Source organism: Pseudomonas sp. LBUM1662 (assembly GCF_059695915.1).
On sequence record NZ_CP166793.1, the window covers coordinates 4,449,295 to 4,476,037 of the forward strand.

Consider the following 26,743-nt stretch of genomic DNA (forward strand, 5'->3'; position numbering starts at 1 on the left):
ATAATGTTACTTAAATAACATCAACAATCAACCCCGGAATGCCTGTGGACAGTAAAAAAGCCGAGCGTCTCAAGCTGATTCAACAAGCCCTGCAAGACCAGAGCGCCATTCATCTGCGCGAGATGGCGGCATTGCTGGACGTGTCCGAGATGACCCTGCGCCGCGACCTCAGCAAATACACCGACCACCTGCGGCTGCTCGGTGGCTACATCACCAAGATCCACGATGGCAACGAGCCCGGCGATTACCGCGTGGCCGAACAGGACACCCGCCACGTCGAAGAAAAACGCCGCATCGGCAAACTCGCCGCCGGGTTTATCCAGCCGGGCGACACGGTGTTCTTCGACTGCGGCACCACCACGCCTTTCGTGGTCGACTTCATCCCCGACGAACTCGAGTTCACCGCCGTGTGCAACTCCCTGAACGTGCTGCTCAAGCTCTCGCAAAAACCCAACTGCCAGATCGTGATGTGTGGCGGCACGTTTCATCGCAAGAACCAGGTGTTCGAGAACACCACCGAAACCGGCATCCTCGACAGCGTGCGCCTGACCTGGGCCTTCGTTTCCGCGGCCGGCATCAGCCAGGACTTCGGCGTGACCTGCTTCAACTTCAATGAAGTGGAGGTCAAGCAGAAGGTCCTGCGCCAAGCGCAACAGCGGCTGCTGCTGGCCGACCACAGCAAGTTCGACACGGTGCGCACCGCGCATTTCGCCGACCTCAGGGATTTCCACTTCGTGGTCAGCGACAAGAAAATCCCCAAGGCCTACCGCGACGCCATCAGCGCCAGCGGCGCGCAGTTGATCATCTGATCAAGGCCTGTTGCTCCACCGCGCTGAGGTAACCGGTGGTGAAGCTGAAATCAGACGTCGCCCCCGCCGCCAGCGAACGCACATGGCCCTTGGCAGACTCGGCGCGATAGCCTTCCGGTTCGCAGGTGGATGGCAGCACGAACGCTGCCACCTGCTGATCGGGGTTGTGCAAAATCCAGCGTGCGGCGTGGTCGAATTGATCCGGACGGTAGCGCGTGTAGAACGCGGCGCCGTCGGGATGACTCAGCAGAAAATGTGCATGGCCGCTGTCGTCCGCCCGCACGTCGTCGAAGAAAAACACGATTTCGGGATCGTAGAGCTGTGGCTGATCCAGACGCTTGAATTGCTGCGGATCTTTCGCCAGCACCTGCATGTACTCAGTCCAGGCCGGTGTCGGTTTCACATGCGCCGGCACGCTGCTGCGCAAGCGCACCCGCTCGAAACCCAAGGGCTCGATGAAACGAGCGCCTTCGACATAGGCGTAATTCATGTGCGCCATGTACATCAGGTCCATCGGCTTGCCCGCCAGATTGGTCACCTGCAGGGCGATGTCGAACAGCCCTGAATCAGCGCGCAAAGTCACGCTTGGCTTGGCCAGGTATCGGTCACCGAAACCCTGGGCGTATTCATACTCGCCGCCCAATCTCAGGTATTGAACAGCGCTGTCTTCACCGACCTCCAGCCAGGCGCGATCCATCGCTGCGCAAGGCATCTCGCCGTGCAGCGGATGATCGTCCTCGGGACTCGGGCAACCGTTGCGCAGCAGGCCGCTGTGAAACATGAAACAGCCGTAAGTGCCGATCACCGTTGGACTGGGCCGGGGCTGGCTGAACAGGTTGCTCATGGTCAGGTCGCAACCGTCGAACACGGCCGACCAGATCATCTGCCCCAGATACGGCAGCACCACCAGACGGCCACGGCTGTTGGCCAATTCCAGCGCCAGCACGCCACTGGGATAAACCCAGGAACTGACGGTGAACGCCTCCGATTCCAGCAAGGTTTTGCGCGCCTCGCCGAACTGCGACGGCTGCAGATTGATCCGCGTGTTCATGAAGCCACCACCGCACCCACCGGCGCCCGCTCGCTGTCGGAATGGCGCAGGCAGCGCACCGCGTACATCACGATCACGATGAAGCACAGCAACGGCACGCTGTAGGCCAGTTGCATATTGCCGCCGCTGTAATCGGACAGCAGGCCCTGGAAGATCGGAATCACCCCGCCGCCAACGATGCTCATCACCAGCAGCGAACCGCCGACGCCGGTGTCTTCGCCGAGGCCATCAATGGTCAGGCCGTAGATGGTCGGCCAGCACGGACCGAGGAACACGCTGACGCCGACGGCTGCGTACACAGCGGTGATGTTCGGCACCAGAATCGTATAAGCCAGCAAGGCGATGCACAGCACGCCATACACCGCCAACACCTTGGCCGGGTGCAGTTTGCGCATCAGCACGTTGGCGATCAGCTTGCCGACGAAATACGCGGCAAAGGTGGTCAGCAAAAACCACGAAGCACTGCGCTCGTTCATGCCGCCCAACTGCATCGCCAAACGAATGGTGAAACTCCACACCCCGACTTGCGCACCGACGTACAGAAACTGCGCCAACACACCAAAGGTGAAGCGCTTGTTGCGCCACAGCCGCGACAGGCTCTGGCCGAGGCTGGCGGTTTTCGTGCTGCTCGGTTGATTGCCCTTGCACTTCGGGAACCGGGTGATGGCGATCAGGATGAACATCAGCACCAACACCGCGATCATCCATTTGTACGGCAGCAAGGTGGACTGGATCATTTGCAGTTGCTGGACCGCCGCGTCCGAAGCGCTCATTTGCGTGAGCTGCTCGCGGGTCGCGTCGGTGTCCTTGAACATTACGAAGCTGCCGACGTACACCCCGGCCATCGCGCCGAACGGGTGAAAGGTCTGGGAAATATTCAGGCGACGGGTGCCGGTTTCACGCGGGCCCATCAGCGTCGAATAGGTGTTGCACGCGGTCTCGAGAAACGACAGCCCCGCCGCAATCACAAACAGCGCCAGCAGGAACATGCCGTACTTGGCGGTCGAGGCCGCCGGGAAAAACAGCAGGCAACCGAACATGTACAGCATCAGGCCGATGAGGATGGTGGTCTTGTAACTGAAACGGCGAACCACCAGCGCGGCCGGAATCGCCACGAAGAAATAGCCCAGGTAAAACGCCGATTGCACGAACGCAGTCTGGAAATCGCTGAGCAGGAATGCCTTCTTGAAATGCGCGATGAGCACGTCGTTCATGCTCGCGGCCGCCGCCCACAGCGCGAAGATGCTGCAGAGCAAAATGAAGGCGAACCAGGGCGTGCGGTTCAGGTAGAAACCATCGGCCGTCTGTTGGAGCGGAGGCTTTGTCATTGTTGTTCTCCGTGGTGAGTGTCGAGGGGTGAATCAGCTTGATTTCAAGCGCCGAGTTGGCGCTTGAAGTCAGCAAATGCAGTGGCGTCCGGGTAGGAGGTCTGGGTGCCCAGACCGGTGACCGAGCAAGCGGAATACGCCACGGCCTGGGTCATGGCGGCGCGGATGTCGCGGTCGCGACTCCAGTGATGGATGAAGCAGCCAATGAAGGCGTCGCCGGCCCCGGTGGTGTCGCGCGCGGCGACGGACAGGCCGGGGATCTGGAACTCGCCCTCCTCGCCCACGTACAGCGCGCCTTGCTGGCCGAGGGTCACGATGACGTGGCGAATGCCGCTGGCGACCAGTGTCTGCGCGGCTTTATGCGCCGACTCTGGCGAGTCCACGGTCTGGCCGGTAATCAGTGCCAGCTCGGATTCGTTGGGCACCAGGAAATCCAGTTGCGCCAAATGCTCACGGCTGAGGCCCGACAAGGCCGGCGCCGGGTTGAGCAGCACCGGGATGTTGTGCGCGCGGCCGAACTCGATGGCGTGGTAAACGGTGTCGACGTTGATTTCGAGCTGTAGAACGATCAGCGAACACTCGCGCAGTGCCTGGGCCGCCGCGTCGATATCCGCCGGGACCAGATGGGCGTTGGCACCTTTGACGATGAGAATGCTGTTGTGCGAATCGGCCTGGACGAAGATCGGCGCCACACCGCTGGACACGCCGGGCACGCGCTGCACGTAACGGGTGTCGATGCCAAAGCGCTGGAAATTGGCCAGGGTGTTGTCGGCAAACATGTCATCGCCAACCTTGGTCAGCATCAGCACATCCGCCCCGAGCTTCGCCGCAGCCACCGCCTGATTGGCGCCCTTGCCGCCACAGCCGAGGGCAAACCCCGGCGCTTCGAGCGTCTCGCCCTGGGCCGGCATGCGGTCGATGTAAGTGATCAGATCCACCATGTTGCTGCCGATGACTGCGATCTTGCTCATTGCTATCCCACCTTGATCCGGCTGCCAGACTGATGCTGGACGTTGTTGTTTTGTTATTTAAATAACATTATGTGTGATTATTCAATCTTTTTGTTGCGCAGGGTTTGAGGCAAAGACGAATGGCTTTGCGCATGGCTTTAAAGATGTGTGAGTAGAAATGGCCTCATCGCGAGCAGGCTCACTCCCACATTAGAATGCGTTCCCCTGTGGGAGCGGGCTTGCTCGCGAAAGCGGAGTTTCAGTCAATTTAATGCTGGATGTGCCGACGTCTTCGCGAGCAAGCCCGCTCCCACATTAGTTATGGGGCAACGCACGACCGTCGAATTTATCCCCACCGCCCCCACGCATCTGTTAAAACCCGAACTTTCCTTTTCACCCTCCGGGCCTTTGCATGTTTTCAACTCTGATAAGCCGCCTGAGCCGACGCTGGCTACCCTGGCTGTGCATGGCCGCGCTGGTCGTCGGCTTGCCCGTGGGTTGCGGCGTGCTCAAATACAAGGAGCGCGAACTGCTGTTCCGCATCGAGCCGGGCACCGCCGGCTGGTATCGCGGTTTGCCAAAGGATGTTCAGGAATTCGACATCAAGCCTGCCAGCTTCAAGGGCGGGCAAAACCTGCATGCCTGGTGGTGGCCGGCCGCGCGTCGTGATGCGCCGTCGATCCTGTATCTGCATGGGGTGCGCTGGAACCTGACTGGCCAGGCCTTCCGCATCGAGCAATTGCGCGCGATGGGTTATTCGGTGCTGGCCATCGACTATCGCGGCTTTGGCCAGAGCAAGGGTGATCTGCCGTCGGAAGCCAGTGTTTACGAGGACGCCCGGGTCGCCTGGGAGCGCTTCAAGGCGATGCAACCGGACGCCAACAAGCGCCTGATCTACGGTCATTCCCTGGGCGGCGCGGTGGCCATCGACCTCGCGGCAGACCTGGCCGCGCAAGCGAAAAAGGACCACAGCGCGATACCGGTGCGCGGTCTGGTGATCGAGTCCACCTTCACCTCGCTGGGCGATGCCGTGGCGCAAGTGGCCGACAGCAACCTGCCGGTGAAATGGTTGCCGGTGCGCTGGCTGCTGTCGCAGAAATTCGATTCCATCGACAAGATCGTCGACATCGACATGCCGCTGTTGGTGGTGCATGGCCTGGCCGACCCGTTCATGCCCTCGCGGTTCAGCCAGCAGTTGTTCAATGCTGCCAGCGAACCCAAGCGCCTGCTGTTGATACCCGGCGGCACGCACAACAACAGCATGAGCCTGGGCGGCAGCCAATACCGCCAGGCAATCGAGAACCTGATGAAGGCAAAACCGGCGCAGGTGGCCGGATCTAGCGATAACCCCGGGCTTGCAGGTTGAACAACTGCGCATAGCGCCCGCCCGCAGCGACCAGACTGTCGTGATCGCCGCGCTCAAGGATCGATCCCTGATCCAGCACGATGATGTGGTCGGCATTGCGCACGCTGGAAAACCGGTGCGAGATCAGCAGCGTCATTCGCCCTTCCGTGTGTTCGCTGAAATGCTCGAACACCGCCGCTTCCGCAGCCGGGTCGAGGGCTGAGGTCGGCTCGTCCAGAATCAGGATATCGGCGTTACGGCGCATATAAGCGCGGGACAAGGCAATCTTCTGCCACTGCCCACCGGACAGCTCCTGGCCGCCGGCAAACCAGCGGCCCAATTGTGTGGCGTAGCCTCGATCCAGTCCCTCGATGAACGGCGCGGCCATGCCTTCGGTGGCGGCTTCTTTCCAGCGTTGTTCATCGTTGAACGCCAGCGTATCGCCGACGCCGATGTTCTCGCCGACAGAGAACTGGTAGCGGATGTAATCCTGAAAAATCACGCCAATGCGCCGACGTAGCGCGTCTTCTTCCCACGTTTGTAAATCGCTGCCGTCGAGCAGGATGCGCCCGTGATCGGGGCGATACAGACGGGTCAGCAACTTGATCAGCGTGGTCTTGCCCGAACCGTTCTCCCCCACCAGCGCCAGGCTGCGTCCCGGCACCAGGTGCAAGTCGATGCCTTCAAGGGCCGCACGACTCGCCCCCGGATAACGGAAACCAACGTTCTCGAAACGCAAACCATCGCCGGGCACCGCGCCCACCGTGAGATGCCCGGCCTCGGCCACCACCGGTTCGGCGAGGTATTCGTAGAGACTCGACAGGTACAATCCATCCTCGTAGAGACCGCTGATGGCGCTCAAACTGCTGCTCACCGCCGTCTGGCCCTGCTTGAACAGCACCAGGTACATGGTCATCTGCCCGAGGCTGATTTGGCCGTGAACGGTATCGACCACCACCCACGCATAAGCCAGATAAAACGCAGCAGTGCCCAGCAACCCAAGGACAAATCCCCAGCCATCCCGGCGCAAAGTCAGCCGCCGGTCCTCGGCATACAGACGGGCAAACGTCTCGCGATAACGCTGCAACAGCAGAGGCGCGAAGCCGAACAGCTTGACCTCCTTGATGTAACCCTCGTGGGAGAGCAGCGTCTCGATGTAATTCTGCTGCCGACTCTCTGGCGCCCGCCGCGTGAACAGCCTGAACGCATCCCCGGAAAAATGCGCTTCGGCGAAAAACACCGGCAACGCGCCCACCACCAGCAACACCAGCGCCCACGGCGAAAAATGCACCAGCAACACGCCGAAGCTGATCAACACAATCAGGTTCTGGATCAGCCCCAACGACTTCATCACCAACGCCAAAGGCCGCGTCGACGCTTCGCGCCGCACCCGCACCAACTTGTCGTAGAACTCGGAATTCTCGAACTGCACCAGCGACAACGTCTGGGCCTTCTCCAGAATCATCGTGTTGACCTTCTGCCCCAACTGCACCCGCAACAACGACTGCTGAACCGACAACGCCCGCTGCGTCCCGGACAGCAACGCCAGCACGCCAGCTTCAAACAACACATAACGCACTACAGGCCACAACGGCGCACTGCCCTGCTGCGCGTGCAATTGCATGGCGAAAACCACCGCGTCGACGATGCGCTGGCCAAGCCAGGCGGCCAAGGCAGGGAGGACACCCGCGATCAAGGTGGCCAGCACCAGGCCGAGGAACAGCCCGCGAGAAGTGCCCCAGACCAGGAGCAAGGCGCGTCGGGCCTGGTCGAGCAATGAGGTGAAACGGGAAAGTGCCGCAGGCATGGATTGATGAACTCGGCAAATGAGGGTCGCTAATCACGACAATGTCGTCATGGTACTTCAGCTGGACAACTGTAATGGTTGTTCGCATGCCCCATGGAGTTCCAGCCTGGCTCAGGCGCACGTGTTCCCCTGTAGGAGCTGTCGAGTAAAACGAGGCTGCGATCTTTTGATCTTGATCTGCCGCCCATTTCCCAGAGACAGAGCGCACGCATCGCATCGGCCGGGGCAAAGCTACGGCAAGATCAAAAGATCGCAGCCTCGTTTCACTCGACAGCTCCTACACGGCAACGTGTGTGCTTGAGCTCAGGCCAGCCCGTTGGACTACGAAGCGGCCCCAAAAATGGCACCGCTGCACAGCCCGGCATCACTTACTACTTGTAGGAGCTGTCGAGTGAAACGAGGCTGCGATCTTTTGATCTTGATCTGCTGCCCCTTCCCCAGAGGCAGAACGCACGCATTGCGTCGGCCGGGGCAAAGCTACGGCAAGATCAAAAGATCGCAGCCTCGTTTCACTCGACAGCTCCTACAAGGGAACGTGTGTGCTTGAGCTCAGGCCAGCCGGATGGGCTGCGAAACGGCCCCAAAAATGGCACCGCTGCAAACCCCTGCATCACTTATTACTTGTAGGAGCTGTCGAGTAAAACGAGGCTGCGATCTTTTGATCTTGATCTGCTGCCCATTTCCCAGAGGCAGAACGCACGCATTGCGTCGGTCGGGCAAAGCTACGGCAAGATCAAAAGATCGCAGCCTCGTTTCACTCGACAGCTCCTACAGGGGAACGTGTGTGCTTGAGTTCAGGTCAGCCCGTTGGACTGCGAAACGGCCCCAAAAATGGCACCGCTGCAAACCCCTGCATCACTTATTACTTGTAGGAGCTGTCGAGTGAAACGAGGCTGCGATCTTTTGATCTTGATCTGCTGCCCATTCCCCAGAGGCAGAACGCACGCATTGCGTCGGCCGGTGCAAAGCTACGGCAAGATCAAAAGATCGCAGCCTCGTTTCACTCGACAGCTCCTACAAGGGGACGTGTGTGCTTGAGCTCAGGTCAGCCGGTTGGGCTGCGAAACGGCCCCAAAAATGGCACCGCTGCAAAGCCCGGCATCACTTATTACTTGTAGGAGCTGTCGAGTAAAACGAGGCTGCGATCTTTTGATCTTGATCTGCCGCCCATTTCCCAGAGGCAGAACGCACGCATTGCGTCGGCCGGGGCAAAGCTACGGCAAGATCTAAAGATCGCAGCCTCGTTTCACTCGACAGCTCCTACAGGGGAATGTGTGTGCTTGAGTTCAGGTCAGCCGGATGGGCCGCGAAACGGCCCCAAAAATGGCACCGCTGCACACCCCGGCATCACTTATTACTTGTAGGAGCTGTCGAGTGAAACGAGGCTGCGATCTTTTGATCTTGATCTGCTGCCCCTTCCCCAGAGGCAGAACGCACGCATTGCGTCGGTTGGAGCAAAGCTACGGCAAGATCAAAAGATCGCAGCCTCGTTTCACTCGACAGCTCCTACAGGGGAACGTGTGTGCTTGAGTTCAGGCCAGCCGGTTGGGCTGCGAAACGGCCCCAAAAATGGCACCGCTGCACAGCCCGGCATCACTTATTACTTGTAGGAGCTGTCGAGTGAAACGAGGCTGCGATCTTTTGATCTTGATCCGCTGCCCATTTCCCAGAGGCAGAACGCGCACATTGCGTCGGTTGGAGCAAAGCTACGGCAAGATCAAAAGATCGCAGCCTCGTTTCACTCGACAGCTCCTACAAGGGAATGTGTGTGCTTGAGCTCAGGTCAGCCGGTTGGGCTGCGAAACGACCCCAAAAATGGCACCGCTGCACACCCCGGCATCACTTATTACTTGTAGGAGCTGTCGAGTAAAACGAGGCTGCGATCTTTTGATCTTGATCTGCTGCCCCTTCCCCAGAGGCAGAACGCACGCATTGCGTCGGCCGGGGCAAAGCTACGGCAAGATCAAAAGATCGCAGCCTCGTTTCACTCGACAGCTCCTACAAGGGGACGTGTGGCCTGCTCCCCTCCGCCACCATGATGCTGTTGGAAAACACTCACTGGGCATCCTGAAACCGCGCCCGATACCGCCCCGGACTCTCCCCCGTCCACTTCTTGAACGCCCGATGAAACGCGCTCGGTTCCTGAAACCCCAACTGTTCAGCAATGTCACTGATACTCGCCCGACTCTCACGCAACTGCTCAAACGCCACCCCGCGCCGCACTTCGTCCTTGATCTCCTGATACGAACACCCTTCCCGCTCCAGTTTGCGGCGGAAGGTGCTGGGGCTCAGGTGTTGTTCGAGGGCAAACGCCTGCAAGGTCGGCCATTGGCTGTAATGGCTGTTGCGCAGGCGCTGATGGACTTGCGACGCCAGGCCGTGCTGGTTGCGAAAGCGGATCACCAGCCATTGCGGTGCCGTACGCAAAAACACTTTCAGTGACGCCAGGTCCTGGACCACCGGGAGGCGCAGGTAGTGGCTGGCGAATTCGATTTCGGTGCGTTCGGCGCCGAAGGTCAGATTGGGACCCCAGAGCAATCGGTCGTCGCTGAGGGAAACGCGCTCATGGCGAAAGTCCGCGCGGTCGATTGGAATGCGCCGGCCGCCGAGCCAGCACAGCAGGCTGATCATCAACACCAGGAACGTCTCTTCGCCGAAACGGCTGGCGTCTGCGTTTTGCGCGTGGGTGTCGAGGCTGATGATCGCGCGTTTGCCGCGCACGGTCAGGGTGCCGCGAAAGTCGCGCAGGAACAGGGCGAAGTTGGCCAGGCATTGGCGCATGGCTTTGTGCAGATCGGGTTCCTGGATCAAGGCGCGGCAGATCAGCGCGAAGCTGCCGGGCGGCATGCCGTGGGAGTCGAGTCGGAAGAATTCATCGTTCAGTTCGCGGATTTGAATCAGCCACAGTGCAGCGAACGCGCTCGCCGGCACGCGTGCGGTTGGCTGCTCGATCAACGCCGGGTCGATGCCCGCCTCTTCCAGCGCCGCTCGCGAGCGCTGCAGGTTGTGCCCTTGCCCATGGATCATCGCCTGCACGAAGTAGGCCGCCACCGAGTCCTTTTCCCGCATTTGAACGCTTCTCTCCCCATCGCCCGAATGGCAAAAAACACCAGCACCGTTGAACAGTTGCGGCATAGGACAACCGCCCTGCCGGTTCTAGACTCGCGGCCAATAGTACGCCTTCGGCCGTTGCGGCGGCCAAGGTATCGCAGGGTTTGATCGGAAGGACGGCACATGAATCTGCAAAACATTGGCGTGATCGGCGCGGGCACCATGGGCAACGGCATCGCGCAAGTCTGCGCGCTGGCCGGCTTCAACGTGACCTTGATCGACATCTCCGACAGCGCTCTGCAAAAGGCCCTGGCCACCGTCGGCAAGAACCTCGACCGGCAAATTGCCAAGGAAACCCTGACCGAGTCGCAAAAGCTCGACGCCCTCGCCAGGATCCGCACCAGCACCGATTACAGCAGCCTGCAGAACGTGCAGCTGGTGATCGAAGCCGCCACCGAAAACCTCGACCTGAAGCTGCGCGTGCTGCAACAGATCGCCGCGCAGGTCAGCACCGAGTGCGTGATCGCCTCCAACACTTCATCGCTGTCGATTACGCAACTCGCCGCCAGCGTCACCCAGCCTGAGCGTTTCATCGGCCTGCACTTCTTCAACCCGGTGCCTGTGATGGGCCTGATCGAAGTGATCCGTGGCCTGCAAACCAGCGACGCGACCCACGCCCTCGCGCTGGACATGGCCACCACCCTCGGCAAAACCGCGATTACCGCCGGCAACCGCCCGGGCTTCGTGGTCAACCGCATTCTGGTGCCGATGATCAACGAAGCGATCCTGGTGTTTCAGGAAGGTTTGGCGAGCGCCGAAGACATCGACGCCGGCATGCGCCTGGGCTGCAACCAGCCGATTGGCCCGCTGGCGTTGGCCGACCTGATCGGCCTGGACACCGTGCTGGCGATTCTCGAAGCCTTCTACGACGGCTTCAACGACAGCAAATACCGCCCCGCTCCATTGCTCAAGGAAATGGTCGCCGCCGGCTACCTGGGACGCAAGACAGGACGTGGCTTCCATGCCTATGCCTGAGCGTTGCTCGCGCTTCGCCGAGTACCGGGACAAAGTGCTGGAGTTGTTCGCCAGCAAGGGGTTCGGGCAGGTCGGCATGCGTGAGCTGGCCACGTGCCTGGGGCTGTCCCCGGGCTCGTTGTATCACCATTACCCGAGCAAGCAGCACTTGCTGCTCGACCTGATCGAGGAGTTCTACGAGGAACTGTTGTCGACCCTGGGGCGCATCGATCAAAAGGCCTCGGCCAAACGCGACAAACTGCCCAACCTGATTCGCGCACACCTGAATCTGCACCGGGAAATGCCGTGGCATTTTCGCCTGGCGGAACGCGACAGCGGCTGCCTGAACGACGAGCAACAAGCGCGTGTTCGCCAGTTGCGCGAGCAATACGAGCGTAAGTTGCTGAAGATGCTCGGCGCCCCGCCCCGTCTCGGCGAACAGGGTTTGATTGCCGCCGGACACGCCATCGCCAACCTCCTCAACAGCGCCCCCGGCTGGCTGGGGCAGCATCCGCTGGATGAAGCGCAGCGTGACGAGCTGCTGGAAAACCTGGTGACCGGTGCCGTCGAGCGCCTGCTGCGCTCCCCATCCGCCACGCGTGCGGTGGCCTGATTGTTGAGGCAATAAGCCTCGCCTCTTCAATAGAAAAAACGTCTAAACAAACCCGGCACAACCCCGCCTCTAACGCTTTGCTACTTGGAGTCACTTCAAAGGCCAATGTGGGTCTCCAGCCCCACGGTTACCGGGAGCAAAACATGAAAATCAATCCCTACCTCATCTTCAACGGCGACTGCAAAGCCGCTTTCACCTTCTATGAGCAAGCCCTGCAAGGCCAGATCGAAATGATGATGACCTTCGGCGAAAGCCCGGCGCGCGAACATTTTCCCGCGGACCTGCACAACCTGATCATCCACACCCGTCTGGCGGTGGGCGATCAGGCAATCATGGGGTCGGACACCACACCGGATCGCCCGACTGATGACATGAGCGGGTGTTCGGTCTCGCTGAATGTCGACAGCATTGCCGAAGCCGAGCGTGTCTTTGGCGCCTTGGCGGAAGACGGCAACGTGCAAATGCCACTGGAAAAGACTTTCTGGGCGGCGCGTTTCGGAATGCTGGTGGATCGCTTCGGTGTGTCGTGGATGGTCAATTGCGAAAAGGATCAATGACTGTTCATGCATGAAAAAGCCCACCCTGAAAGGGTTGGGCTTTGTGGAAACTCCCGGGCCGTCTGCTACCGTCAACAAGCCACCCCGCCTAGCAGCGACCCTTTGGAGGAAACCACCATGCCTGCTCATGACGCGCTCTGGTCCACCCGTTTGAAACTGTCACTGCTGGCGGGAGGGCTCGCTGCCACCCTTCTCGCGCTGAGTGGTTGCGCCACCGTCGATGCGCAGACCACCGCGTATGTGGGCGTCGAGCATCCTGCGCCGACGCTGCCCAGCGAGGTCGTGGTGTTGCGCACCGAACCGCTTCGTCCCCATGTGCGATTGGGTGAAGTGTTGATCGATGCGAGTGTTGATCCCGCACCGCCTATCACCCAGGTCGAAGAGAAACTGCGGGACGAGGCTGCCAAGCTTGGTGGTGATGCCGTGGTAGTGGTCTACGACCATATCCAGGCGGTGGGTGCTTATGTCAACGGGCCGCTGTGGGCTCGCGATGTACAAACCATCGAGGGGCGCAAACTCAAGGGGATTGTGATCAAGTATCGGTAGATCAAAAGATCGCAGCCTCGTTTCACTCGACAGCTCCTACATTGGGATGCGTATTCCTGTATCGACGTGGGCGCGTGGGGTTGAAACCATCGAGGGGTGCACGCGTATTCCTGTAGGAGCTGTCGAGTGAAACGAGGCTGCGATCTTTTGACGTTGATCTACTACCCCTTCACGCACACCACCTGCCGCAAGGTGTGCAGCACTTCCACCAGTTCGCGCTGGGCGTGCATGACGTGGTCGATGTCTTTGTAGGCCATCGGTATTTCATCGATCACCGATGCATCCTTGCGGCACTCGACGTGGGCGGTGGCGCGGATCTGGTCTTCGACGGTGAACAGGCTTTTCGCCTTGGTGCGGCTCATCACGCGACCGGCGCCGTGGCTGCAAGAGCAGAACGATTGCTCGTTGCCGAGCCCGCGAACGATAAAACTCTTCGCGCCCATCGATCCCGGAATGATCCCCAACTCGCCCTTCTGTGCCGACACCGCGCCCTTGCGGGTGACCAGAATATCCTGGCCGAAGTGCCGCTCTTTCTGCACGTAGTTGTGGTGGCAGTTCACCGCTTCCAGAGCGACTTCAAACGGCTTGCTGATCACTTTCCTCGTAGCCTGAATCACCGCGTGCATCATCAATGCACGGTTCTGTTTGGCGAAGTCCTGAGCCCAATTCACGGCTTCTACGTAATCATCAAAATGCCGGCTGCCTTCCTTGAAGTAGGCCAGATCACGGTCCGGCAGATCAGCAAGGTGCTGGCGCATATCGGCCTGAGCCAGTTGAATAAACAGGTTGCCGATGGCGTTGCCGACCCCGCGTGAACCGCTGTGCAGCATGAACCAGACCCGGTTGGTTTCATCCAGGCACACCTCGATGAAGTGGTTACCGCTGCCCAGCGTGCCCAGGTGTCCGCGGTTGTTGGTATTGGTGAGTTTCGGGTACTTGTCGGTGATCACCTTGAACCGTGGGTTCAGCGCAGCCCAGGCCTGATCGGCCTGTTTCGGAACGCTGTCCCAGGCGCCTTTGTCGCGAACGCCACGGCCAACGGTGCGGCCGTGGGGCACCGCTTTTTCGATCGCGCAGCGCAAGCCGTGCAGGTTGTCCGGCAAATCACTGGCCGTCAGCGACGTACGCGCAGCGATCATGCCGCAGCCGATGTCGACGCCGACAGCAGCGGGAATGATCGCGCCTACGGTCGGGATCACGCTGCCGATGGTCGAGCCCTTGCCCAGATGCACGTCGGGCATCACCGCCAGGTGTTTGAAGATGAACGGCATCTTCGCGGTGCTGATCAATTGCTGCCTGGCTTCGTTTTCTACCGGGACGCCTTCGGTCCAGAGTTTGATCGGTTTGCCGTTGGCGACTTCCAGCAATTGGTAGCTCTGCTTTTGCATGATGTCCGGTATTTTCTCAACTGCCTGCACCGCCATGTGCTTCCTCAAAGAAGTAATCTTTCCAGCTGTCTGCCTTGTTTTTCAGCACGCCTAGCGCTTGCAATTGCTCGGCGTAGATAAAGGTGCGCTGTGGCACCACGGTAAAGTCGATTTCGGGGTCGGCGACAATTTTCTCTACCAAAGGCAAGGATAGTTTCGATTGCTCCACGCGGATATAGGTCTGGGCCGCAGCGGGCTTGTCGGCCTTGATGATTTTTTCGGCCTCGGCCAGCGCAGCGTAAAACGCCTTGTAGGTTTTCGGGTTTTCGTCGTGGAATTTCTCGGTGGTGTACAGCACGTTGAACGTGGCCTGGCCACCCAATACGTCGTAGGAACTCAGCACCTTGTGCACGTTGGGGCTTTGCAATTCCTGGTACTGGAATGGCGGGCTGGAAAAGTGTGAATTGATCTCCGAGCCGCCGGCAATCAGCGCCGACGTCGCATCCGGGTGGGCCAGGCTGATCGAGATGTCGTCAAACTTTTTGTAATGCTCAGCGCCAAACTGCTTGGCTGTTTCGATCTGCAAGGTGCGCGACTGGAAGCCGACTCCCGCCGCTGGAACGGCAATGCGATCCTTTTCAGTTAAGTCCTTGAGGTTTTTTACGTTCGGGTTATTGGTCAGCAGGTAGTTGGGCATCGACCCCAGCGAAGCGATGGCCTTGACGTTTTGTTTGCCCTTGGTCCGGTCCCAGATCGTCAGCATCGGCGGCACCCCGGCTGACACCACATCCAGCGCACCGGCCAGCAGCGCCTCGTTCATCGCCGTGGCACCGGAGATGCTGTTCCAGTCGACCTTGATGTCGAGGCCCTGCTCCTTGCCATGTTTCTCGATGAGTTGCTGATCGCGCATCACATCGAGGATCAGGTAGCCGATGCCAAATTGCTGGGCAATGCTGATTTTGCCTTCGGCCTGAACGCCGGGACTGAGTAATGCACTCACCGCCGCCACAGAGGCGGCCAGCAGGGTAAACGCGGAGCGCTTGAAGGGAGTCGCCATGAAAACCTCAACGTTTTGGGTACGCAGAACCTGTGGGAGCGTGGCTTGCCCGCGAAGAACGATGACGCGTAATACCTGAAAAACCGCGGTGGATTCTTCGCGGGCAAGCCTCGCTCCCACAGGATTTTCGTCGTTACCGGCATTTGCCGAGGCCACAGATGCTGGACTTCGAACGGGCACTTCAGAGCTTGGCGATCGAGACCTCGGTGGACTTGACGAAGGCAATCACCTCGCTGCCCACTTTCAATTCAAGGTCGCGCACCGAACGGGTGGTAATCACCGAGGTGACGATGCCGGACGCGGTTTGCACGTCGATTTCGGACACCACTTCGCCCTGCACGATTTCCTTGATGACGCCTTTGAACTGGTTGCGGACGTTGATCGCTTTGATGGTCATGTTGAGGCTTCCTGTCTGGTGTCGGACACATCCGCATGGATGCGCAGGCCTTCAAAGTGCACCACCCGAACAAACAACAAAAGGAATATATAATTATCTATTTATGCTTTTTAGGAATATCAAGAGCTGCTTGCAAACGGCCTGAAGGTCGGGTTGATTCTCCCCGTAGATAAGAACCAAAAAGAATTAATAAATAGATAATCAGTATTTATCGTTATAAAAATATCCGCGTAGTCTCAGCTCATCCCGTCATTCATCCACAGTGAAGTGCCCCATGAATCCGACTGACAACCTCATCGACTTCGCCAGCTACCGCAAACGCAAACAGGCTCAGCAACGGGCACGGGCCATGTGGGAAATGTACGCACGCAACGCCGGCCTGCAGGCTTATCAGTGGGTTCAGGCATGCCAGTCGACCGAGACACGTCAGGCGTGAACGCGAACGAACCCTCGCGCTTTCTGGCGAGCGCGGACGAACCTGTGCTGGATTTGAATTCCCTGGAGCAACTGGAAGAAGACCCGATCTGCGAGCGGGTCGCGCAGAACCTGCAACGCCTGCGAGGCAAGCGTCATCTGTCCCTCGACGCCCTTGCCCGCCAATGCGGTGTGAGCCGGGCGATGCTCGCGCAGATCGAGTCAGGACGCAGCGTGCCCTCGATCAAGGTGCTGTGCAAAATCGCCAAGGGATTGAAGGTGTCGGTGGCCGCGTTTCTTGAGCATCGGGCCTTCGAAGGTGTGGCGGTGTTGTCGGCAAGCCAGAGCAAACGCCTGGTCAGTGCCAGCGGCGCGTTTGTCAGCCGCGCGTTGTTCCCTTTCGACGTAGCGCGCCAATCAGAGTTTTACGAACTGCGGCTGAGCCCTTTGGGGGAGGACGTCTCCGAGGGTCATGGACCTGGTGTCCAGGAGAACCTGGTAGTGGCTCAAGGTGTGCTGGAAATCAGCGTCAACGATGAGCGCTATCTGCTTTCCACCGGTGATTCGATCCTGTTTTATGCCGACCAGCCTCACCGCTATCGCAACCCGGCGGACAGTGAAGCGGTGGCGTATCTGGTGGTGACCTACCCGGAACGCCTGGACTGAAAACACCGAAGCCGTGCTCCTACGAAGATCAAACGCAAAACGCCCGGCTAATCCGCATTAGCCGGGCGTTTTGATGACTGCTTAGACGATCAGCAGGTGCAGCACATCAGCGGCATGCCATTGCAGCTCATCATCATCGGCATGCTGCAGTCGTTCATCATTTTCATCATCAGGGCGCAGCAGTTTTTCATCATGTCCATGTTCATGCCGGCCATCGGCATGATTTTGCACATCATGCAGTCGGCCATCAGGGTGCATTCCATCACGCACTTCATCGATGGCATCGGCATGCCCATCATCGGCATTGGCATCATCATGTTCATCATCGGCATGGCCATGGCCGACTGAGACATGCACATCATGCTCATGTTGCCGCAGTGCATCATCATTGGCATGCCGCAGTTCATCATCATCTGCATCATTTCAGCGCTGTTCTTGAACATGGCCATGTCCATGCCAGCGGCCGGCATCATCTTGCACATCATGCCGTCGTCCATCATTTCGCAGCTCATGGTCGCCATCATCATCGGCATGCCCATCATCGGCATCATCGGCATGTTGGCGTTCATCGGCATTTGCATCTGCATGGCGTTCATCATGGTGTGGCTCCCTGAAGGATTGATAGTTGGACAAAGCTGATGGAGCGGATTCTAAGCAATGGCCCACTCACAACAAGATGGCGATCAAACAGCTGGAATGAATGCTGAAGCAACGCAAACGGAATCAGCTGGACACTCATGTCTGTCACAACGAACAGGTGGCTTGGATGACAGACGCCAAGCGAGTCGCAACGTGCTTTCCATGGTTATGGATATGCGCCAGAAGCCTATATAAATAACCGAAGGAAATAATCGTTCTAACCAGCGTCATCTATTTGCGCGCCCATGCCGGGGCTGAAAAAAATGTCCGCGACAACCACTCGTCGCATATCAAAACCTGGCGCGTATCTGGCGGCCCTGTCTGGCTTAGCGATTGCACAAGCCGGTCTTGGCAGCCCCAGAACGACGTAATTCTGACGCGGCAGCCATCTAATCAATGCTTGGTCAGTCCCCCCGGAGATGTAACGTGTCAACTCTCAATGAAATCGCAGCGAACCACGCGAGAAAAATGGCTATGGCAAAGGCAGAAGAGTCGACCGGGCTGAGTGAGCGACACCTTCAAGTAGTCGGCAGCGTTGAAATCCGCACCCCCGATGAACAACCGCACGTTGCACTGCACTTCATCGGTGTGGCGCAGGACAGCCACCTCGCCCAGGTGGCCGGCTACTAACGCTGACCCTGACGAAAAAAACCCGGCGCAATGGCCGGGTTTTTCTTTAATTCTTTGTGATCTACCTTATGCCCCCCGCGATTTGCGCCGACGCGGCCTAAACTCAACTGACCACAAGCTTGCCGGCGATTGGCGGATGAGGCACTGCGATGTTCGAAATCTCAGCGATGACGCGGGTGAAGCGCTTCGCCGCAAACACGGTTGGCCGGGATTTCGCCGTCGGCGACATACATGGCCACTTCACTCGGTTACAGGGTGCTGTGGATGCAGCCAGATTTAACCCCACGGTTGATCGTCTGTTCAGCGTTGGCGATCTGATTGATCGCGGGCCCGAGTGCCGTGACGCGCTCAATTGGCTGGCCAAGCCATGGTTCCACCCAGTGTGCGGCAACCATGATGATTACGTGATTCACTTTGATACCTGCGACGTTGATAGCTGGATCTACAACGGCGGCTTATGGTTTACGGGCCTGTCGCTGTCCGAGCAGAAAGAGTTCGCAGCGAAGTTCGCCGAGTTGCCTATCGCGATTGAAGTCGAAACAGCCCATGGCCTGATTGGCATCGTGCATGCCGATTGTCCGTTTCCATCATGGGGGCAACTGCTCGTTGCACTGAAATCGCCAGAGAGCAGCGAGCGGCTGATGCAGGTGCAGAACCGCTGCATGTGGTCACGAAGCCGGCTCGAGTGGCGGGAGATGCAGGGCGTTGAGGGGTTGCGCGCGCTGGTCGTTGGGCATACACCCGTTCGTAAACCCGTCAGGCTTGGCAATGTGATTCATATCGACACGGCTGGCTGGAAGCCGGATGTGGGTTATTTCACCCTTTTGGATCTCGATACGCTCGAAGCTGCGGCTTGACGTTTTTTTGTCAGTTCAGGTGTCGCGCTCTTGTACCGCTCGTCCTGGCATCAGCACGTTCAACCGCCGCGCTCTTCAAATGCATACATCCACTCGCACGGTAGGCGCAAAAAATGAACAACAAAATTGCCGCTCTTATGCTCGCGGGACTCCTGTCGGTCTGCTCGCTCTACTCTCTCGCGGCCGAGAAGGTCACGGAGGACGCAACTATCCCACCGAGTGCCCTCCCGGGGCTTAACCAGGGGGGAGAGTCCAACAAGGAAAAGGCAGACAAAAAGGGTGAGGAAGCAGCAGGGTCTAATTCTGGTGCGGAGTCGGAGGAGATTGAAAAAGATGCCGCCAGCTCGAGTGGATCGGGCAATGAGGGAACAAAGCCGAAGCAGTAAGCGGTGAGCCCCTAGTCCGCATTAATGGAGCGTCACAACCCTGCGACTTTCGCCAATCCTGATTCGATCCAGTGCTCGGTTCAGAGAGTCCAAGGCATCGAGGAGGGCTTTCGCCTCAACTTCCCGGCCTTCGCCCCAAAGGCGTTCTGCCATTTTGTTCAAAGCCTGGATGGAGCGCTCGATTTCAGCAGCAGTCGCTGCTTTGCTTTCCGGTTGTTTCTTCGGCATTGAGTAACCCTTTTGCCGGGAGGTGTTTGCTTCAGTTGCCCGCTCAAGCGTATCGACCACTGGAACGCACTAATCTGATCCGTTGAGCTTATAACGCCAGCCACGGCTGTCTTTCTGCTCTGGTGCAGTTTATCGAGATCATACGCTGGTGGAGGGCTATGGCCCTCGAAGGCTGTCGAGACTGGAACAGTGACGAAACGCCCATCGCATCGCCAGAGCCCAGCAACTCGAAGAGATACATGTTACTGAGGTTCTTGCATTGCTCCAGGCGGTCAGCTTCGGTCGTGGGCATTGGCACCGCGTCGACCTGCTTCTCAAATTCAGTCTTTTCCTTTGGGGCGCTGCTACATCCCAAGAGAAACGTCGCCAGCAAGAGGCTCGCAATGTGAGGTGTGCATATCTTCAATTCCATTTAAGTCCGGCGCCGATGCATTAATCTTTACTTGGACCGAATCACGATCGTCGATGCGATCATGTCGCCCAATCGTTTCCGCGAGCCAAAAAAAATGAATATCCAGTCAAAAATACTCAGGAAAGGCGTTGTGATGTTTCGCATGAAAGATTGATAGAGATTACAGCTGAGGTAGCTGCGCTCATCAATCACTGACATGCCCAGCAACTTTTTGCCAAGGCTTTGGCCGTTCGGCATTGCATCGGAAAACAGGTAATACGCCACGCCTGAGCCGAGAGCGAGCGCGCCGACCACAGTTGACGGCAAGCCAACAAAATCGGCTGATCGCCCTATGAAGAAAAAGAGAAATACAGTGATAAAGGAGTCAATCATTTGCCCTCCCCATCGACGCCCCAGACCAGCCAGGTTCTTGGGCTTCTGATACTCGCCTTGGGTATTGCTGACTTCCATGCGTTGACACTCCGTTGGTATGTGGATCAGAGATATCGGCGCCGCACAAAGAATATTTAGCGTACGCGAGCGAAGCGCTGGAAAACGGTGGGCCAAAGTTTGGTATCAGCAACCGATTCGCATGGACCGGTACTTATAATTTTGAAGAGGAAGCAGACGTGAAAAATCGAGGAGTCACGCAAATCTCACGCACATGAAAAAGGCCAGTGCTGCGAACACTGGCCTTAGTCATCAAATTATATGGTCGGGACGGCCGCATGACCTACGCCGCACCGGCGCGACCATGATGCAGGCTTTTCGCTGCTTCAGTTGACCCTTTGTTGACAGGACGGATCTTGAACCAGATGGAGTACATCGCTGGCAAGAACACCAGCGTCATTATGGTGCCGACGAACGTGCCTCCGATCAGTGTGTAGGCCAGCGTCCCCCAGAAGACGGAGTGTGTCAGCGGAATGAACGCCAGGATGGCGGCGAGTGCTGTCAGTAGTACCGGGCGGGCACGTTGTACCGTGGCTTCGACCACTGCGTGAAAGGGGTCCAGCCCTTCTTGCGCGTTGTGATGGATTTGCCCAATCAGAATCAGCGTATTGCGCATCAGGATGCCTGAAAGTGCGATTAGACCGACCAGCGCGTTGATACCGAACGGCTGTTGGAAGATAAGCAATGTCGGCACCACACCAATCAACCCCAGTGGTGAGGTGAGGAACACCATGATCATCGCCGAGATCGAACGAACCTGCAGAATGATGACCAGCAGCGTCATGGCAATCATGATCGGAAATAACGGCAACATCGCTTTACCGGCCTTGCCCGACTCTTCGATTGCACCCGCCTGCTCAATCCGGTAGCCGACAGGCAGCTTGTCGATGACAGGTTGCAACGTCTTCGAGATCACGCTCGAGACGTCCGGTGGCTGCAAACCTTCGGCAATGTCGCCACGCACGGTGATGGTCGGTGTGCGGTCACGACGGCGGAGGATCGGATCCTCCATACGCACATCGACTGCTCCCACCTGAGACAACGGAATCCGCTGACCCGCCGTACCGACCAGCGTAAAGCCTTCTATCTTGGCGGGATCGAGCCGGATATCACCCGCTGCGCGGCCCACCACCTGTACCGAGCGAATGTCTTCACGAACCGCGGTGATCGGCACTCCGGCCAGCAGAAACTGCAATTGCTGCGCGACTGAATTTGACGTCAACCCCACCGCCTCCAGGCGATCCTGATCCAGAGCAAAATGCAGCGTCGGCGTCAGCGGCCCCCAATCGGTGTTGACGGTTCTCATCATCGGGCTCGACTGCAACACGTCCTGTACCTGGCCGGCAATCTCGCGCAACGTTGACGGATCCGGCCCCATTACCCGATAGGCAACAGGAAATGGCGAATACGGACCAAATACAAGCTGAGTCACCCTGACCCGCGCTTCTGGTGCAAGTCCCTCAGCCGCCGCTTCGCGGATACGGAACTTGAGGGCCTCACGCGCCTCTTGGCTGTCCGTCAGCACCACAATCTTCGCGAAGGACGGATCAGGAAGTTCCGGCGCCATCGCCAGATAGAAACGCGGCGCGCCTTGCCCGATGTAAGCGGTGACGATTTTTGCCTCAGCCTGCTGTTGCAGCCAGGCCTCTATCTTGGCGGTGGTGGCGCTGGTCTGCTCAATGGAGGTGCCATAAGGCATTTGTACTTCAATCAAAACCTCTGGACGGTCCGAGGTCGGGAAGAACTGCTTCTTGACCAGGCTCATGCCGAGGATCGCCACGACAAACGAAGCGATAACAGTGCCGGCTACCAACCATTTGCGAGCGATGACCCACGTCAAAATCCGGCGGAAGCGGTTGTAGTTAGGAGTGTTGTAGATGGCCGCGTGACCACCCTCGACCTGCTTGATGTCCGGCAACATCTTCACGCCCAGGTACGGGGTAAAAGCTACCGCGACCACCCAGGAAGCAATCAGGGCGATGCCCACGATCCAGAACATGTTGCTGGTGTACTCGCCGGCTGTCGACTGCGCGAAGCCATTGGGCATAAAGCCGATAGCGGTCACCAGCGTACCGGAGAGCATCGGCGCGGCGGTATGACTCCAGGCATACGCTGAAGCTTTGATGCGGTCGTAGCCCTCCTCCATTTTCACTACCATCATTTCGATAGCAATGATGGCGTCATCCACCAGCAGTCCGAGCGCGAGAATCAACGAGCCGAGGGTAATACGATCAAAGTTCTTTCCAGTGGCCGCCATCACCACAAACACCACCGCCAACGTCAACGGCACAGCCGCAGCGACCACAACCCCTACCCGCCAGCCCATGCTGAGAAAACACACAAGCATCACCACCAGCAGCGCGACGAAGAATTTGACCATGAACTCGCCGACCGCCGAGCTGATATTCACGGATTGATCAGTGACCTTGGAGAGCGTCATGCCCAACGGCATGCCTTGATTTATCTTGACCGTCTCCGCGTCCAGCGCCTTGCCGAGGTCAAGACCGTTCCAGCCCTCGCGCATCACGCCCCCCAGCAACAAGGCCTCCTCACCGTTATTGCGCACAAGAAAGGCTGCGGGATCTTCATAACCACGTTCGATCGTCGCCACGTCAGAGAGTTTGAGCGTGCGCCCCTGAACGGCAATGGGCGTGTCACGAATCTTCTGCACCTTATCGAAGGCGCCATCCAGCCGCAGGAAGACCTGAGGCCCATTGGTTTCGATGGAACCGGCGGGCGTGAGCACGTTTTGATTGTTCAGCGCGGCAAAGATGTCCTGTGGAGAAATGCCCAAGGTGGCCAGCCGATCATGGGAAAAAGAAACAAAGATACGTTCGGGTTGCTCCCCAATAATGTTGACCTTCTTCACGCCTGGCACATGTAACAGTTGTTGGCGCAACGACTCCGCATCACGCACCAAAAGTCGCTGCGGCTCGCCTTTGGCTTTCAAAGCGAACAGCGCAAAGGTCACGTCTGAAAATTCGTCGTTGACCATTGGCCCGATGACTCCCGCTGGCAGTTTGCGGGCCTCATCGTCGAGCTTTTTACGCGCTTGATAGAACTCTTCCTGCACTTGTGAGGGCGGCGTGCTATCGAGCAATGACACCATCGTGAAGGCGAGGCCGGGACGGGTGTAGGTTTCAGTGCGGTCGTACCATTTCAGTTCTTGCAGGCGTTTTTCGAGTGGCTCTGCTACCTGATCCTGCATCTCCTGCGCCGTGGCGCCCGGCCAGGCAGTAATGACTGTTAACTGCTTGACCGTAAACGGAGGATCTTCCGCACGGCCCAGTTGAAAGAACGACAAGATGCCCGCGACGGCAATCAGGAAAATCAGAAACACCGTGATGGAGCGTTCACGAACGGCGATCGCAGAAAGATTGAAGCGACCTTCGCTCATGGACGACCCCCGGCAACTTTGGCGTCATCCTGTTGAGGCAGTCTCACCTCTTCACCCTCGCGCAACAGGTGCGCACCTAACGCCACGATCTGCTCGCCGACCTTGAGATCGCCTGCGACTCGCGCTGAGTCGTCGCTCAAGCCCAAGACTTGAACAGGCCGCCAAGCCACCTTCGCAGGTGCGCCGACGATGACCCACACGCCAGTGCCTTTACCCGGGTCATAAACGGCAGCAATCGGCACCTGCATCGATTTTCCCTGCGCGGCGCCCTCAGCGATCCGAAGCGTGACCGTCGAACCTATCGGTGCATTGGCCAGCGCCCCCTCAAGTACATACCGCGCCTCAAAGGTGCGCGTCATACGGTCAGCCGAATCAGAAAGCAGCCTCAGCCTCGCTGTAACTGCGCCTGTGGCACTGCCATAAAGCGTCGCCTGCGCGGTGGATCCTGCTGCGGGACGCAACGTCTCGGGCAGGTGCACGATCGCTTCGCGCTGACCTGCCCGCGCCAATCGAACCACGGGCTCCCCTGGGCTGACGACTTGCCCGGGCTCGGCAAGCGTCTCCACCACAACACCGTCGGAATCGGCAAACAACGCTGCATAACCAGAAGCATTGCGGGCTACATCAGCCTGCGCTTCAGCGGCGCTGAGTTGCGCCTTCGCGGTATCCGCTGCGGCTTTGATCTGGTCGTAAGCCGATGCAGAAATAGCGCCTGCGGCGACCAGGTCGCGATTTCGAGCCTCGTCATCTGCTGTTTGCCTGGCTCGGGCCCGAGCGGCTATGACCGACTCTTGCCGTGCACGCGCCTGCAACCCCAGGTCGATGGGATCGAGGCGCATAAGTGGCTGACCACGATTAACGGTTTGACCGGTATCAACCAGACGCTCAAGCACCTTGCCTGATACCCGAAAACCCAGGTCGACCTGGACGCGGGCAGCCACGACCCCCGTGAAAGAACGCGAGGCATCGGAGGAACCCTGAACCGCTGCGGACCTGACCAGAGGAGCATGCGTGCGCGGATCTTCAACGGTGGAGGAGTCGCCACATGCCGTCAGGACGAGAGGCAACAAGCAAGCGGCAATGGGGAAAGGTCGAAGCCGGCGCATAGGTTCCCTTATTTGAAAATAGGTCGAGCGTCATATTCTCAATGCGGTGACCATCTGCGTCAATGGTCACCAATCTTGAAGCGTCAAGCTTCTCAAGGCGAGATTAGAAAACACTATGAATACTGGAGTGAAACGGACTTAGCTCAAATCACGTCAATTGACAGAGTGTGACCACTACGTATTATGGTCACAAACATCCTCTATTGAAGGAATCTCAATGCCTCCCCTCCCTCCAATTGCACTTTTGGTCAGCGCCGGTTTATTGGCAGGTTGCGCGGTCGGTCCGGATTACCATCATCCAGACGCTCCGCTGTCGGATCGTTACTTGGGCCAGCCTTCTGTCGAACAGCGGCGTGGAGCGACGCCGACCAGCCTTGTAGCCTGGTGGGAAGGCTTTGGAGATCCAGTGCTAACCGACTTCATCTCCAAGGCGCTTGAGCAGAATCTGGACCTGGCGCAGGCGTCGGCGCGAGTCACTCAGGCGCGGGCCGGACTAGGTGCTGCAAACGCCGCGTTACTGCCCTCGGGAAATATCAGCGGCCAGGCCGCGCGCTCCTACCAGTCAATCGAGACGCCACTCGGCCAGGTGTTGAATTCAACACCTGGCTATGATCGGTACGGAAATTCCTACGAGGTCAACCTCGATGCCAGCTGGGAGGCAGATGTCTTTGGCGGCCTGCGACGCGGACGCGAGGCCGCTCTGGCCGAGTATCAGGCATCCCGGGCGGGCGTCGCGGCGACACGATTGGCCGTCGCAGCGCAGACCGCCGACATCTACATCACTGTCCGCGGATTGCAAACCCGGCTGGACATAGCGAATCGACAAGTCAAAACGCAGCAGGAGCTACTGGAGAAAGTCCAATTGCTCTACAGCAAGGGGCTCGCCGCCAACTATCAGATTCGTCAGACCGAGGGGACCTTGGCGCAGGTCCAAGCGACAGTACCGGCCCTGCAGACCGGTCTGGATGCGGCGATGAATGCACTGGATGTCATGCTCGGCACGCCACCAGGCACCCACCGCACGCAACTGACAATGGCGGCAAGCATCCCTGTGGCGCCGCCGTTGAAGGCGATGGGAACGCCGGCTGATTTGCTGCGCCGCAGACCGGACCTGATTGTGGCTGAGCGCCGTCTTGCGGCTTCAAACGCACGCATCGGAGAGGCGATTGCCGAGTACTACCCGAAGTTCTCCCTTAGTGCATTGCTGGGCAGTGCCACCGCTGTATCCGCAGGCAATCTTTTTACCGGCGGCGCCAGCCAATCGGCGGGCGTACTGGGACTGCGCTGGAGACTCTTCGACTTCGGTCGCATTAACGCCCAGATCGACCAAGCCAAAGGACAGGAAGCCGAAACCCTGGCCGCTTACCGTCAATCTGTTCTGCGTGCTACCGAGGATGTCGAGAACGCAATCTCCTCACTGGTGAATAGCGAATCTCAAGCAACCATCCTCGCCAAGGGAGAGACGTCTCTTACTCAGGCTCGCCAATCGTCATTCATAGCCTATGAGAAAGGCACGGCCAGCCTGATCGATGTCCTGCACGCTGACGAGACGCTGCTGCAGGCTTCCGACGCGCGGGCACAAGCACGAACGGAATCTGCACGAGCGGCGGTAGCAGCATTCAAGTCACTTGGTGGTGGTTGGCAACCTTGGGATGTCACAGTGACAAATCGATGAAGCTTGAGGGGG

The 26,743-nt window shown here is 58.6% G+C and carries 25 protein-coding genes; 12 read left to right on the forward strand and 13 right to left on the reverse strand.

The genetic code is table 11. The features are described 5' to 3' along the window. Positions 1 to 38 precede the first annotated feature (38 nt). On the forward strand, positions 39 to 809 hold the full coding sequence (gene deoR, locus ACA049_RS20135; RefSeq protein ID WP_497329247.1) for a DNA-binding transcriptional repressor DeoR: 771 nt from the start codon (positions 39 to 41) through the stop codon (positions 807 to 809). On the opposite strand, the gene ACA049_RS20140 is transcribed toward deoR, so the two are convergent. From ACA049_RS20140 to rbsK, 3 genes are read right to left on the reverse strand one after another with little or no spacing between them, the layout of a single operon-like run. After that, the gene (locus tag ACA049_RS20140; RefSeq protein WP_497329249.1) at positions 802 to 1,860 is read right to left on the reverse strand and encodes an aldose 1-epimerase family protein; all 1,059 of its coding nucleotides are present in this window, start codon (positions 1,858 to 1,860) and stop codon (positions 802 to 804) included. The genes deoR and ACA049_RS20140 overlap by 8 nt on opposite strands. Beyond that, positions 1,857 to 3,188, reverse strand: coding sequence for an L-fucose:H+ symporter permease (gene fucP, locus ACA049_RS20145; protein WP_497329251.1), 1,332 nt, complete (start codon positions 3,186 to 3,188; stop codon positions 1,857 to 1,859). The genes ACA049_RS20140 and fucP overlap by 4 nt, the downstream gene beginning before the upstream one ends. Before the next feature lie 44 nt (positions 3,189 to 3,232). Next, entirely contained in the window at positions 3,233 to 4,159 is a 927-nt protein-coding gene (rbsK, locus tag ACA049_RS20150; RefSeq protein WP_497329253.1) for a ribokinase, read from the reverse strand. A gap of 391 nt (positions 4,160 to 4,550) precedes the next feature. Between rbsK and ACA049_RS20155 the strand changes: the two genes are divergently transcribed. Then, entirely contained in the window at positions 4,551 to 5,504 is a 954-nt protein-coding gene (locus ACA049_RS20155; RefSeq protein WP_497329255.1) for an alpha/beta hydrolase, read from the forward strand. Here the strand turns inward: ACA049_RS20155 and ACA049_RS20160 are convergent. Together ACA049_RS20160 and ACA049_RS20165 are read right to left on the reverse strand one after the other, a co-directional pair. Continuing rightward, a complete protein-coding gene (locus tag ACA049_RS20160; protein WP_497329257.1) occupies positions 5,476 to 7,290 on the reverse strand; it encodes an ABC transporter ATP-binding protein in 1,815 nt (604 codons plus the stop codon). The two genes, ACA049_RS20155 and ACA049_RS20160, sit on opposite strands and share 29 nt — an antisense overlap. A gap of 2,055 nt (positions 7,291 to 9,345) precedes the next feature. Next, complete coding sequence (locus ACA049_RS20165; RefSeq protein ID WP_497329259.1) at positions 9,346 to 10,359, reverse strand: AraC family transcriptional regulator; 1,014 nt, start codon at positions 10,357 to 10,359, stop codon at positions 9,346 to 9,348. 165 nt (positions 10,360 to 10,524) lie between these two features. Between ACA049_RS20165 and ACA049_RS20170 the strand changes: the two genes are divergently transcribed. The 4 genes from ACA049_RS20170 to ACA049_RS20185 all read left to right on the forward strand — a co-directional run bounded on the left by ACA049_RS20170 (position 10,525) and on the right by ACA049_RS20185 (position 13,071). Beyond that, a complete protein-coding gene (locus ACA049_RS20170) occupies positions 10,525 to 11,376 on the forward strand; it encodes a 3-hydroxybutyryl-CoA dehydrogenase (protein WP_497329261.1) in 852 nt (283 codons plus the stop codon). After that, on the forward strand, positions 11,363 to 11,968 hold the full coding sequence (locus ACA049_RS20175; protein ID WP_497329263.1) for a TetR/AcrR family transcriptional regulator: 606 nt from the start codon (positions 11,363 to 11,365) through the stop codon (positions 11,966 to 11,968). Before ACA049_RS20170 ends, ACA049_RS20175 begins: the two co-directional genes overlap by 14 nt. Before the next feature lie 143 nt (positions 11,969 to 12,111). Beyond that, positions 12,112 to 12,525: a VOC family protein gene (locus ACA049_RS20180; RefSeq protein ID WP_497329265.1), complete on the forward strand. Its 414-nt coding sequence runs from the start codon at positions 12,112 to 12,114 to the stop codon at positions 12,523 to 12,525. Between the two features lie 117 nt (positions 12,526 to 12,642). After that, positions 12,643 to 13,071 carry a YajG family lipoprotein gene (locus ACA049_RS20185; protein ID WP_497329267.1) on the forward strand — a complete coding sequence of 143 codons (429 nt, stop codon included), beginning with the start codon at positions 12,643 to 12,645 and terminating at the stop codon, positions 13,069 to 13,071. Between the two features lie 161 nt (positions 13,072 to 13,232). Here the strand turns inward: ACA049_RS20185 and ACA049_RS20190 are convergent, their stop codons facing one another. The 3 genes from ACA049_RS20190 to ACA049_RS20200 all read right to left on the reverse strand — a co-directional run bounded on the left by ACA049_RS20190 (position 13,233) and on the right by ACA049_RS20200 (position 15,892). Next, positions 13,233 to 14,459, reverse strand: a complete 1,227-nt coding sequence (locus tag ACA049_RS20190; protein WP_497336922.1) for an RtcB family protein — start codon at positions 14,457 to 14,459, stop codon at positions 13,233 to 13,235. Between the two features lie 16 nt (positions 14,460 to 14,475). Then, positions 14,476 to 15,495 (reverse strand): ABC transporter substrate-binding protein, encoded by a 1,020-nt coding sequence (locus ACA049_RS20195; RefSeq protein ID WP_497329269.1) that lies wholly within the window; start codon positions 15,493 to 15,495, stop codon positions 14,476 to 14,478. 181 nt (positions 15,496 to 15,676) lie between these two features. Next, positions 15,677 to 15,892 (reverse strand): TOBE domain-containing protein, encoded by a 216-nt coding sequence (locus ACA049_RS20200; RefSeq protein ID WP_027921432.1) that lies wholly within the window; start codon positions 15,890 to 15,892, stop codon positions 15,677 to 15,679. Positions 15,893 to 16,166: 274 nt separating this feature from the next. On the opposite strand from ACA049_RS20200, the gene ACA049_RS20205 reads away from it, so the two are divergent. Continuing rightward, positions 16,167 to 16,328, forward strand: coding sequence for a hypothetical protein (locus tag ACA049_RS20205; RefSeq protein WP_497329271.1), 162 nt, complete (start codon positions 16,167 to 16,169; stop codon positions 16,326 to 16,328). Next, positions 16,325 to 16,972: a helix-turn-helix domain-containing protein gene (locus tag ACA049_RS20210; protein ID WP_497329273.1), complete on the forward strand. Its 648-nt coding sequence runs from the start codon at positions 16,325 to 16,327 to the stop codon at positions 16,970 to 16,972. Before ACA049_RS20205 ends, ACA049_RS20210 begins: the two co-directional genes overlap by 4 nt. An 89-nt stretch (positions 16,973 to 17,061) precedes the next feature. On the opposite strand, the gene ACA049_RS20215 is transcribed toward ACA049_RS20210, so the two are convergent. After that, the gene (locus ACA049_RS20215; RefSeq protein WP_219095991.1) at positions 17,062 to 17,571 is read right to left on the reverse strand and encodes a hypothetical protein; all 510 of its coding nucleotides are present in this window, start codon (positions 17,569 to 17,571) and stop codon (positions 17,062 to 17,064) included. 466 nt (positions 17,572 to 18,037) lie between these two features. Here ACA049_RS20215 and ACA049_RS20220 point away from each other — a divergent pair, with 466 nt between their 5' ends. The 3 genes from ACA049_RS20220 (at position 18,038) to ACA049_RS20230 (ending at position 19,484) form a co-directional block, all read left to right on the forward strand. Next, positions 18,038 to 18,241 carry a hypothetical protein gene (locus ACA049_RS20220; protein ID WP_497329275.1) on the forward strand — a complete coding sequence of 68 codons (204 nt, stop codon included), beginning with the start codon at positions 18,038 to 18,040 and terminating at the stop codon, positions 18,239 to 18,241. A 149-nt stretch (positions 18,242 to 18,390) separates the two neighbouring features. Further along, on the forward strand, positions 18,391 to 19,098 hold the full coding sequence (locus ACA049_RS20225) for a metallophosphoesterase (RefSeq protein ID WP_497329277.1): 708 nt from the start codon (positions 18,391 to 18,393) through the stop codon (positions 19,096 to 19,098). A 113-nt stretch (positions 19,099 to 19,211) separates the two neighbouring features. Then, positions 19,212 to 19,484: a hypothetical protein gene (locus tag ACA049_RS20230; protein WP_497329279.1), complete on the forward strand. Its 273-nt coding sequence runs from the start codon at positions 19,212 to 19,214 to the stop codon at positions 19,482 to 19,484. Between the two features lie 21 nt (positions 19,485 to 19,505). Here the strand turns inward: ACA049_RS20230 and ACA049_RS20235 are convergent, their stop codons facing one another. The 4 genes from ACA049_RS20235 to ACA049_RS20250 form a co-directional block, all read right to left on the reverse strand. After that, positions 19,506 to 19,712 carry a hypothetical protein gene (locus ACA049_RS20235; protein WP_497329281.1) on the reverse strand — a complete coding sequence of 69 codons (207 nt, stop codon included), beginning with the start codon at positions 19,710 to 19,712 and terminating at the stop codon, positions 19,506 to 19,508. Between the two features lie 439 nt (positions 19,713 to 20,151). Beyond that, the gene (locus ACA049_RS20240) at positions 20,152 to 20,574 is read right to left on the reverse strand and encodes an RDD family protein (protein WP_497329283.1); all 423 of its coding nucleotides are present in this window, start codon (positions 20,572 to 20,574) and stop codon (positions 20,152 to 20,154) included. Between the two features lie 262 nt (positions 20,575 to 20,836). Then, on the reverse strand, positions 20,837 to 23,950 hold the full coding sequence (locus tag ACA049_RS20245) for an efflux RND transporter permease subunit (protein WP_497329285.1): 3,114 nt from the start codon (positions 23,948 to 23,950) through the stop codon (positions 20,837 to 20,839). Further along, a complete protein-coding gene (locus ACA049_RS20250; RefSeq protein ID WP_497329287.1) occupies positions 23,947 to 25,056 on the reverse strand; it encodes an efflux RND transporter periplasmic adaptor subunit in 1,110 nt (369 codons plus the stop codon). The genes ACA049_RS20245 and ACA049_RS20250 overlap by 4 nt, the downstream gene beginning before the upstream one ends. 217 nt (positions 25,057 to 25,273) lie before the next feature. Between ACA049_RS20250 and ACA049_RS20255 the strand changes: the two genes are divergently transcribed. Then, positions 25,274 to 26,731, forward strand: coding sequence for an efflux transporter outer membrane subunit (locus ACA049_RS20255; protein WP_497329289.1), 1,458 nt, complete (start codon positions 25,274 to 25,276; stop codon positions 26,729 to 26,731). Positions 26,732 to 26,743: the final 12 nt, after the last annotated feature.

Bases quoted from the DNA above. Each gene is read 5' to 3' on its own strand.
- deoR (WP_497329247.1), top strand. From the start codon at position 39: ATGCCTGTGGACAGTAAAAAAGCCGAGCGTCTCAAGCTGATTCAACAA.
- ACA049_RS20140 (WP_497329249.1), bottom strand. From the start codon at position 1,860: ATGAACACGCGGATCAATCTGCAGCCGTCGCAGTTCGGCGAGGCGCGC.
- fucP (WP_497329251.1), bottom strand. From the start codon at position 3,188: ATGACAAAGCCTCCGCTCCAACAGACGGCCGATGGTTTCTACCTGAAC.
- rbsK (WP_497329253.1), bottom strand. From the start codon at position 4,159: ATGAGCAAGATCGCAGTCATCGGCAGCAACATGGTGGATCTGATCACT.
- ACA049_RS20155 (WP_497329255.1), top strand. From the start codon at position 4,551: ATGTTTTCAACTCTGATAAGCCGCCTGAGCCGACGCTGGCTACCCTGG.
- ACA049_RS20160 (WP_497329257.1), bottom strand. From the start codon at position 7,290: ATGCCTGCGGCACTTTCCCGTTTCACCTCATTGCTCGACCAGGCCCGA.
- ACA049_RS20165 (WP_497329259.1), bottom strand. From the start codon at position 10,359: ATGCGGGAAAAGGACTCGGTGGCGGCCTACTTCGTGCAGGCGATGATC.
- ACA049_RS20170 (WP_497329261.1), top strand. From the start codon at position 10,525: ATGAATCTGCAAAACATTGGCGTGATCGGCGCGGGCACCATGGGCAAC.
- ACA049_RS20175 (WP_497329263.1), top strand. From the start codon at position 11,363: ATGCCTATGCCTGAGCGTTGCTCGCGCTTCGCCGAGTACCGGGACAAA.
- ACA049_RS20180 (WP_497329265.1), top strand. From the start codon at position 12,112: ATGAAAATCAATCCCTACCTCATCTTCAACGGCGACTGCAAAGCCGCT.
- ACA049_RS20185 (WP_497329267.1), top strand. From the start codon at position 12,643: ATGCCTGCTCATGACGCGCTCTGGTCCACCCGTTTGAAACTGTCACTG.
- ACA049_RS20190 (WP_497336922.1), bottom strand. From the start codon at position 14,459: ATGCAAAAGCAGAGCTACCAATTGCTGGAAGTCGCCAACGGCAAACCG.
- ACA049_RS20195 (WP_497329269.1), bottom strand. From the start codon at position 15,495: ATGGCGACTCCCTTCAAGCGCTCCGCGTTTACCCTGCTGGCCGCCTCT.
- ACA049_RS20200 (WP_027921432.1), bottom strand. From the start codon at position 15,892: ATGACCATCAAAGCGATCAACGTCCGCAACCAGTTCAAAGGCGTCATC.
- ACA049_RS20205 (WP_497329271.1), top strand. From the start codon at position 16,167: ATGAATCCGACTGACAACCTCATCGACTTCGCCAGCTACCGCAAACGC.
- ACA049_RS20215 (WP_219095991.1), bottom strand. From the start codon at position 17,571: ATGATGAACGCCATGCAGATGCAAATGCCGATGAACGCCAACATGCCG.
- ACA049_RS20225 (WP_497329277.1), top strand. From the start codon at position 18,391: ATGTTCGAAATCTCAGCGATGACGCGGGTGAAGCGCTTCGCCGCAAAC.
- ACA049_RS20230 (WP_497329279.1), top strand. From the start codon at position 19,212: ATGAACAACAAAATTGCCGCTCTTATGCTCGCGGGACTCCTGTCGGTC.
- ACA049_RS20235 (WP_497329281.1), bottom strand. From the start codon at position 19,712: ATGCCGAAGAAACAACCGGAAAGCAAAGCAGCGACTGCTGCTGAAATC.
- ACA049_RS20240 (WP_497329283.1), bottom strand. From the start codon at position 20,574: ATGGAAGTCAGCAATACCCAAGGCGAGTATCAGAAGCCCAAGAACCTG.
- ACA049_RS20245 (WP_497329285.1), bottom strand. From the start codon at position 23,950: ATGAGCGAAGGTCGCTTCAATCTTTCTGCGATCGCCGTTCGTGAACGC.
- ACA049_RS20250 (WP_497329287.1), bottom strand. From the start codon at position 25,056: ATGCGCCGGCTTCGACCTTTCCCCATTGCCGCTTGCTTGTTGCCTCTC.
- ACA049_RS20255 (WP_497329289.1), top strand. From the start codon at position 25,274: ATGCCTCCCCTCCCTCCAATTGCACTTTTGGTCAGCGCCGGTTTATTG.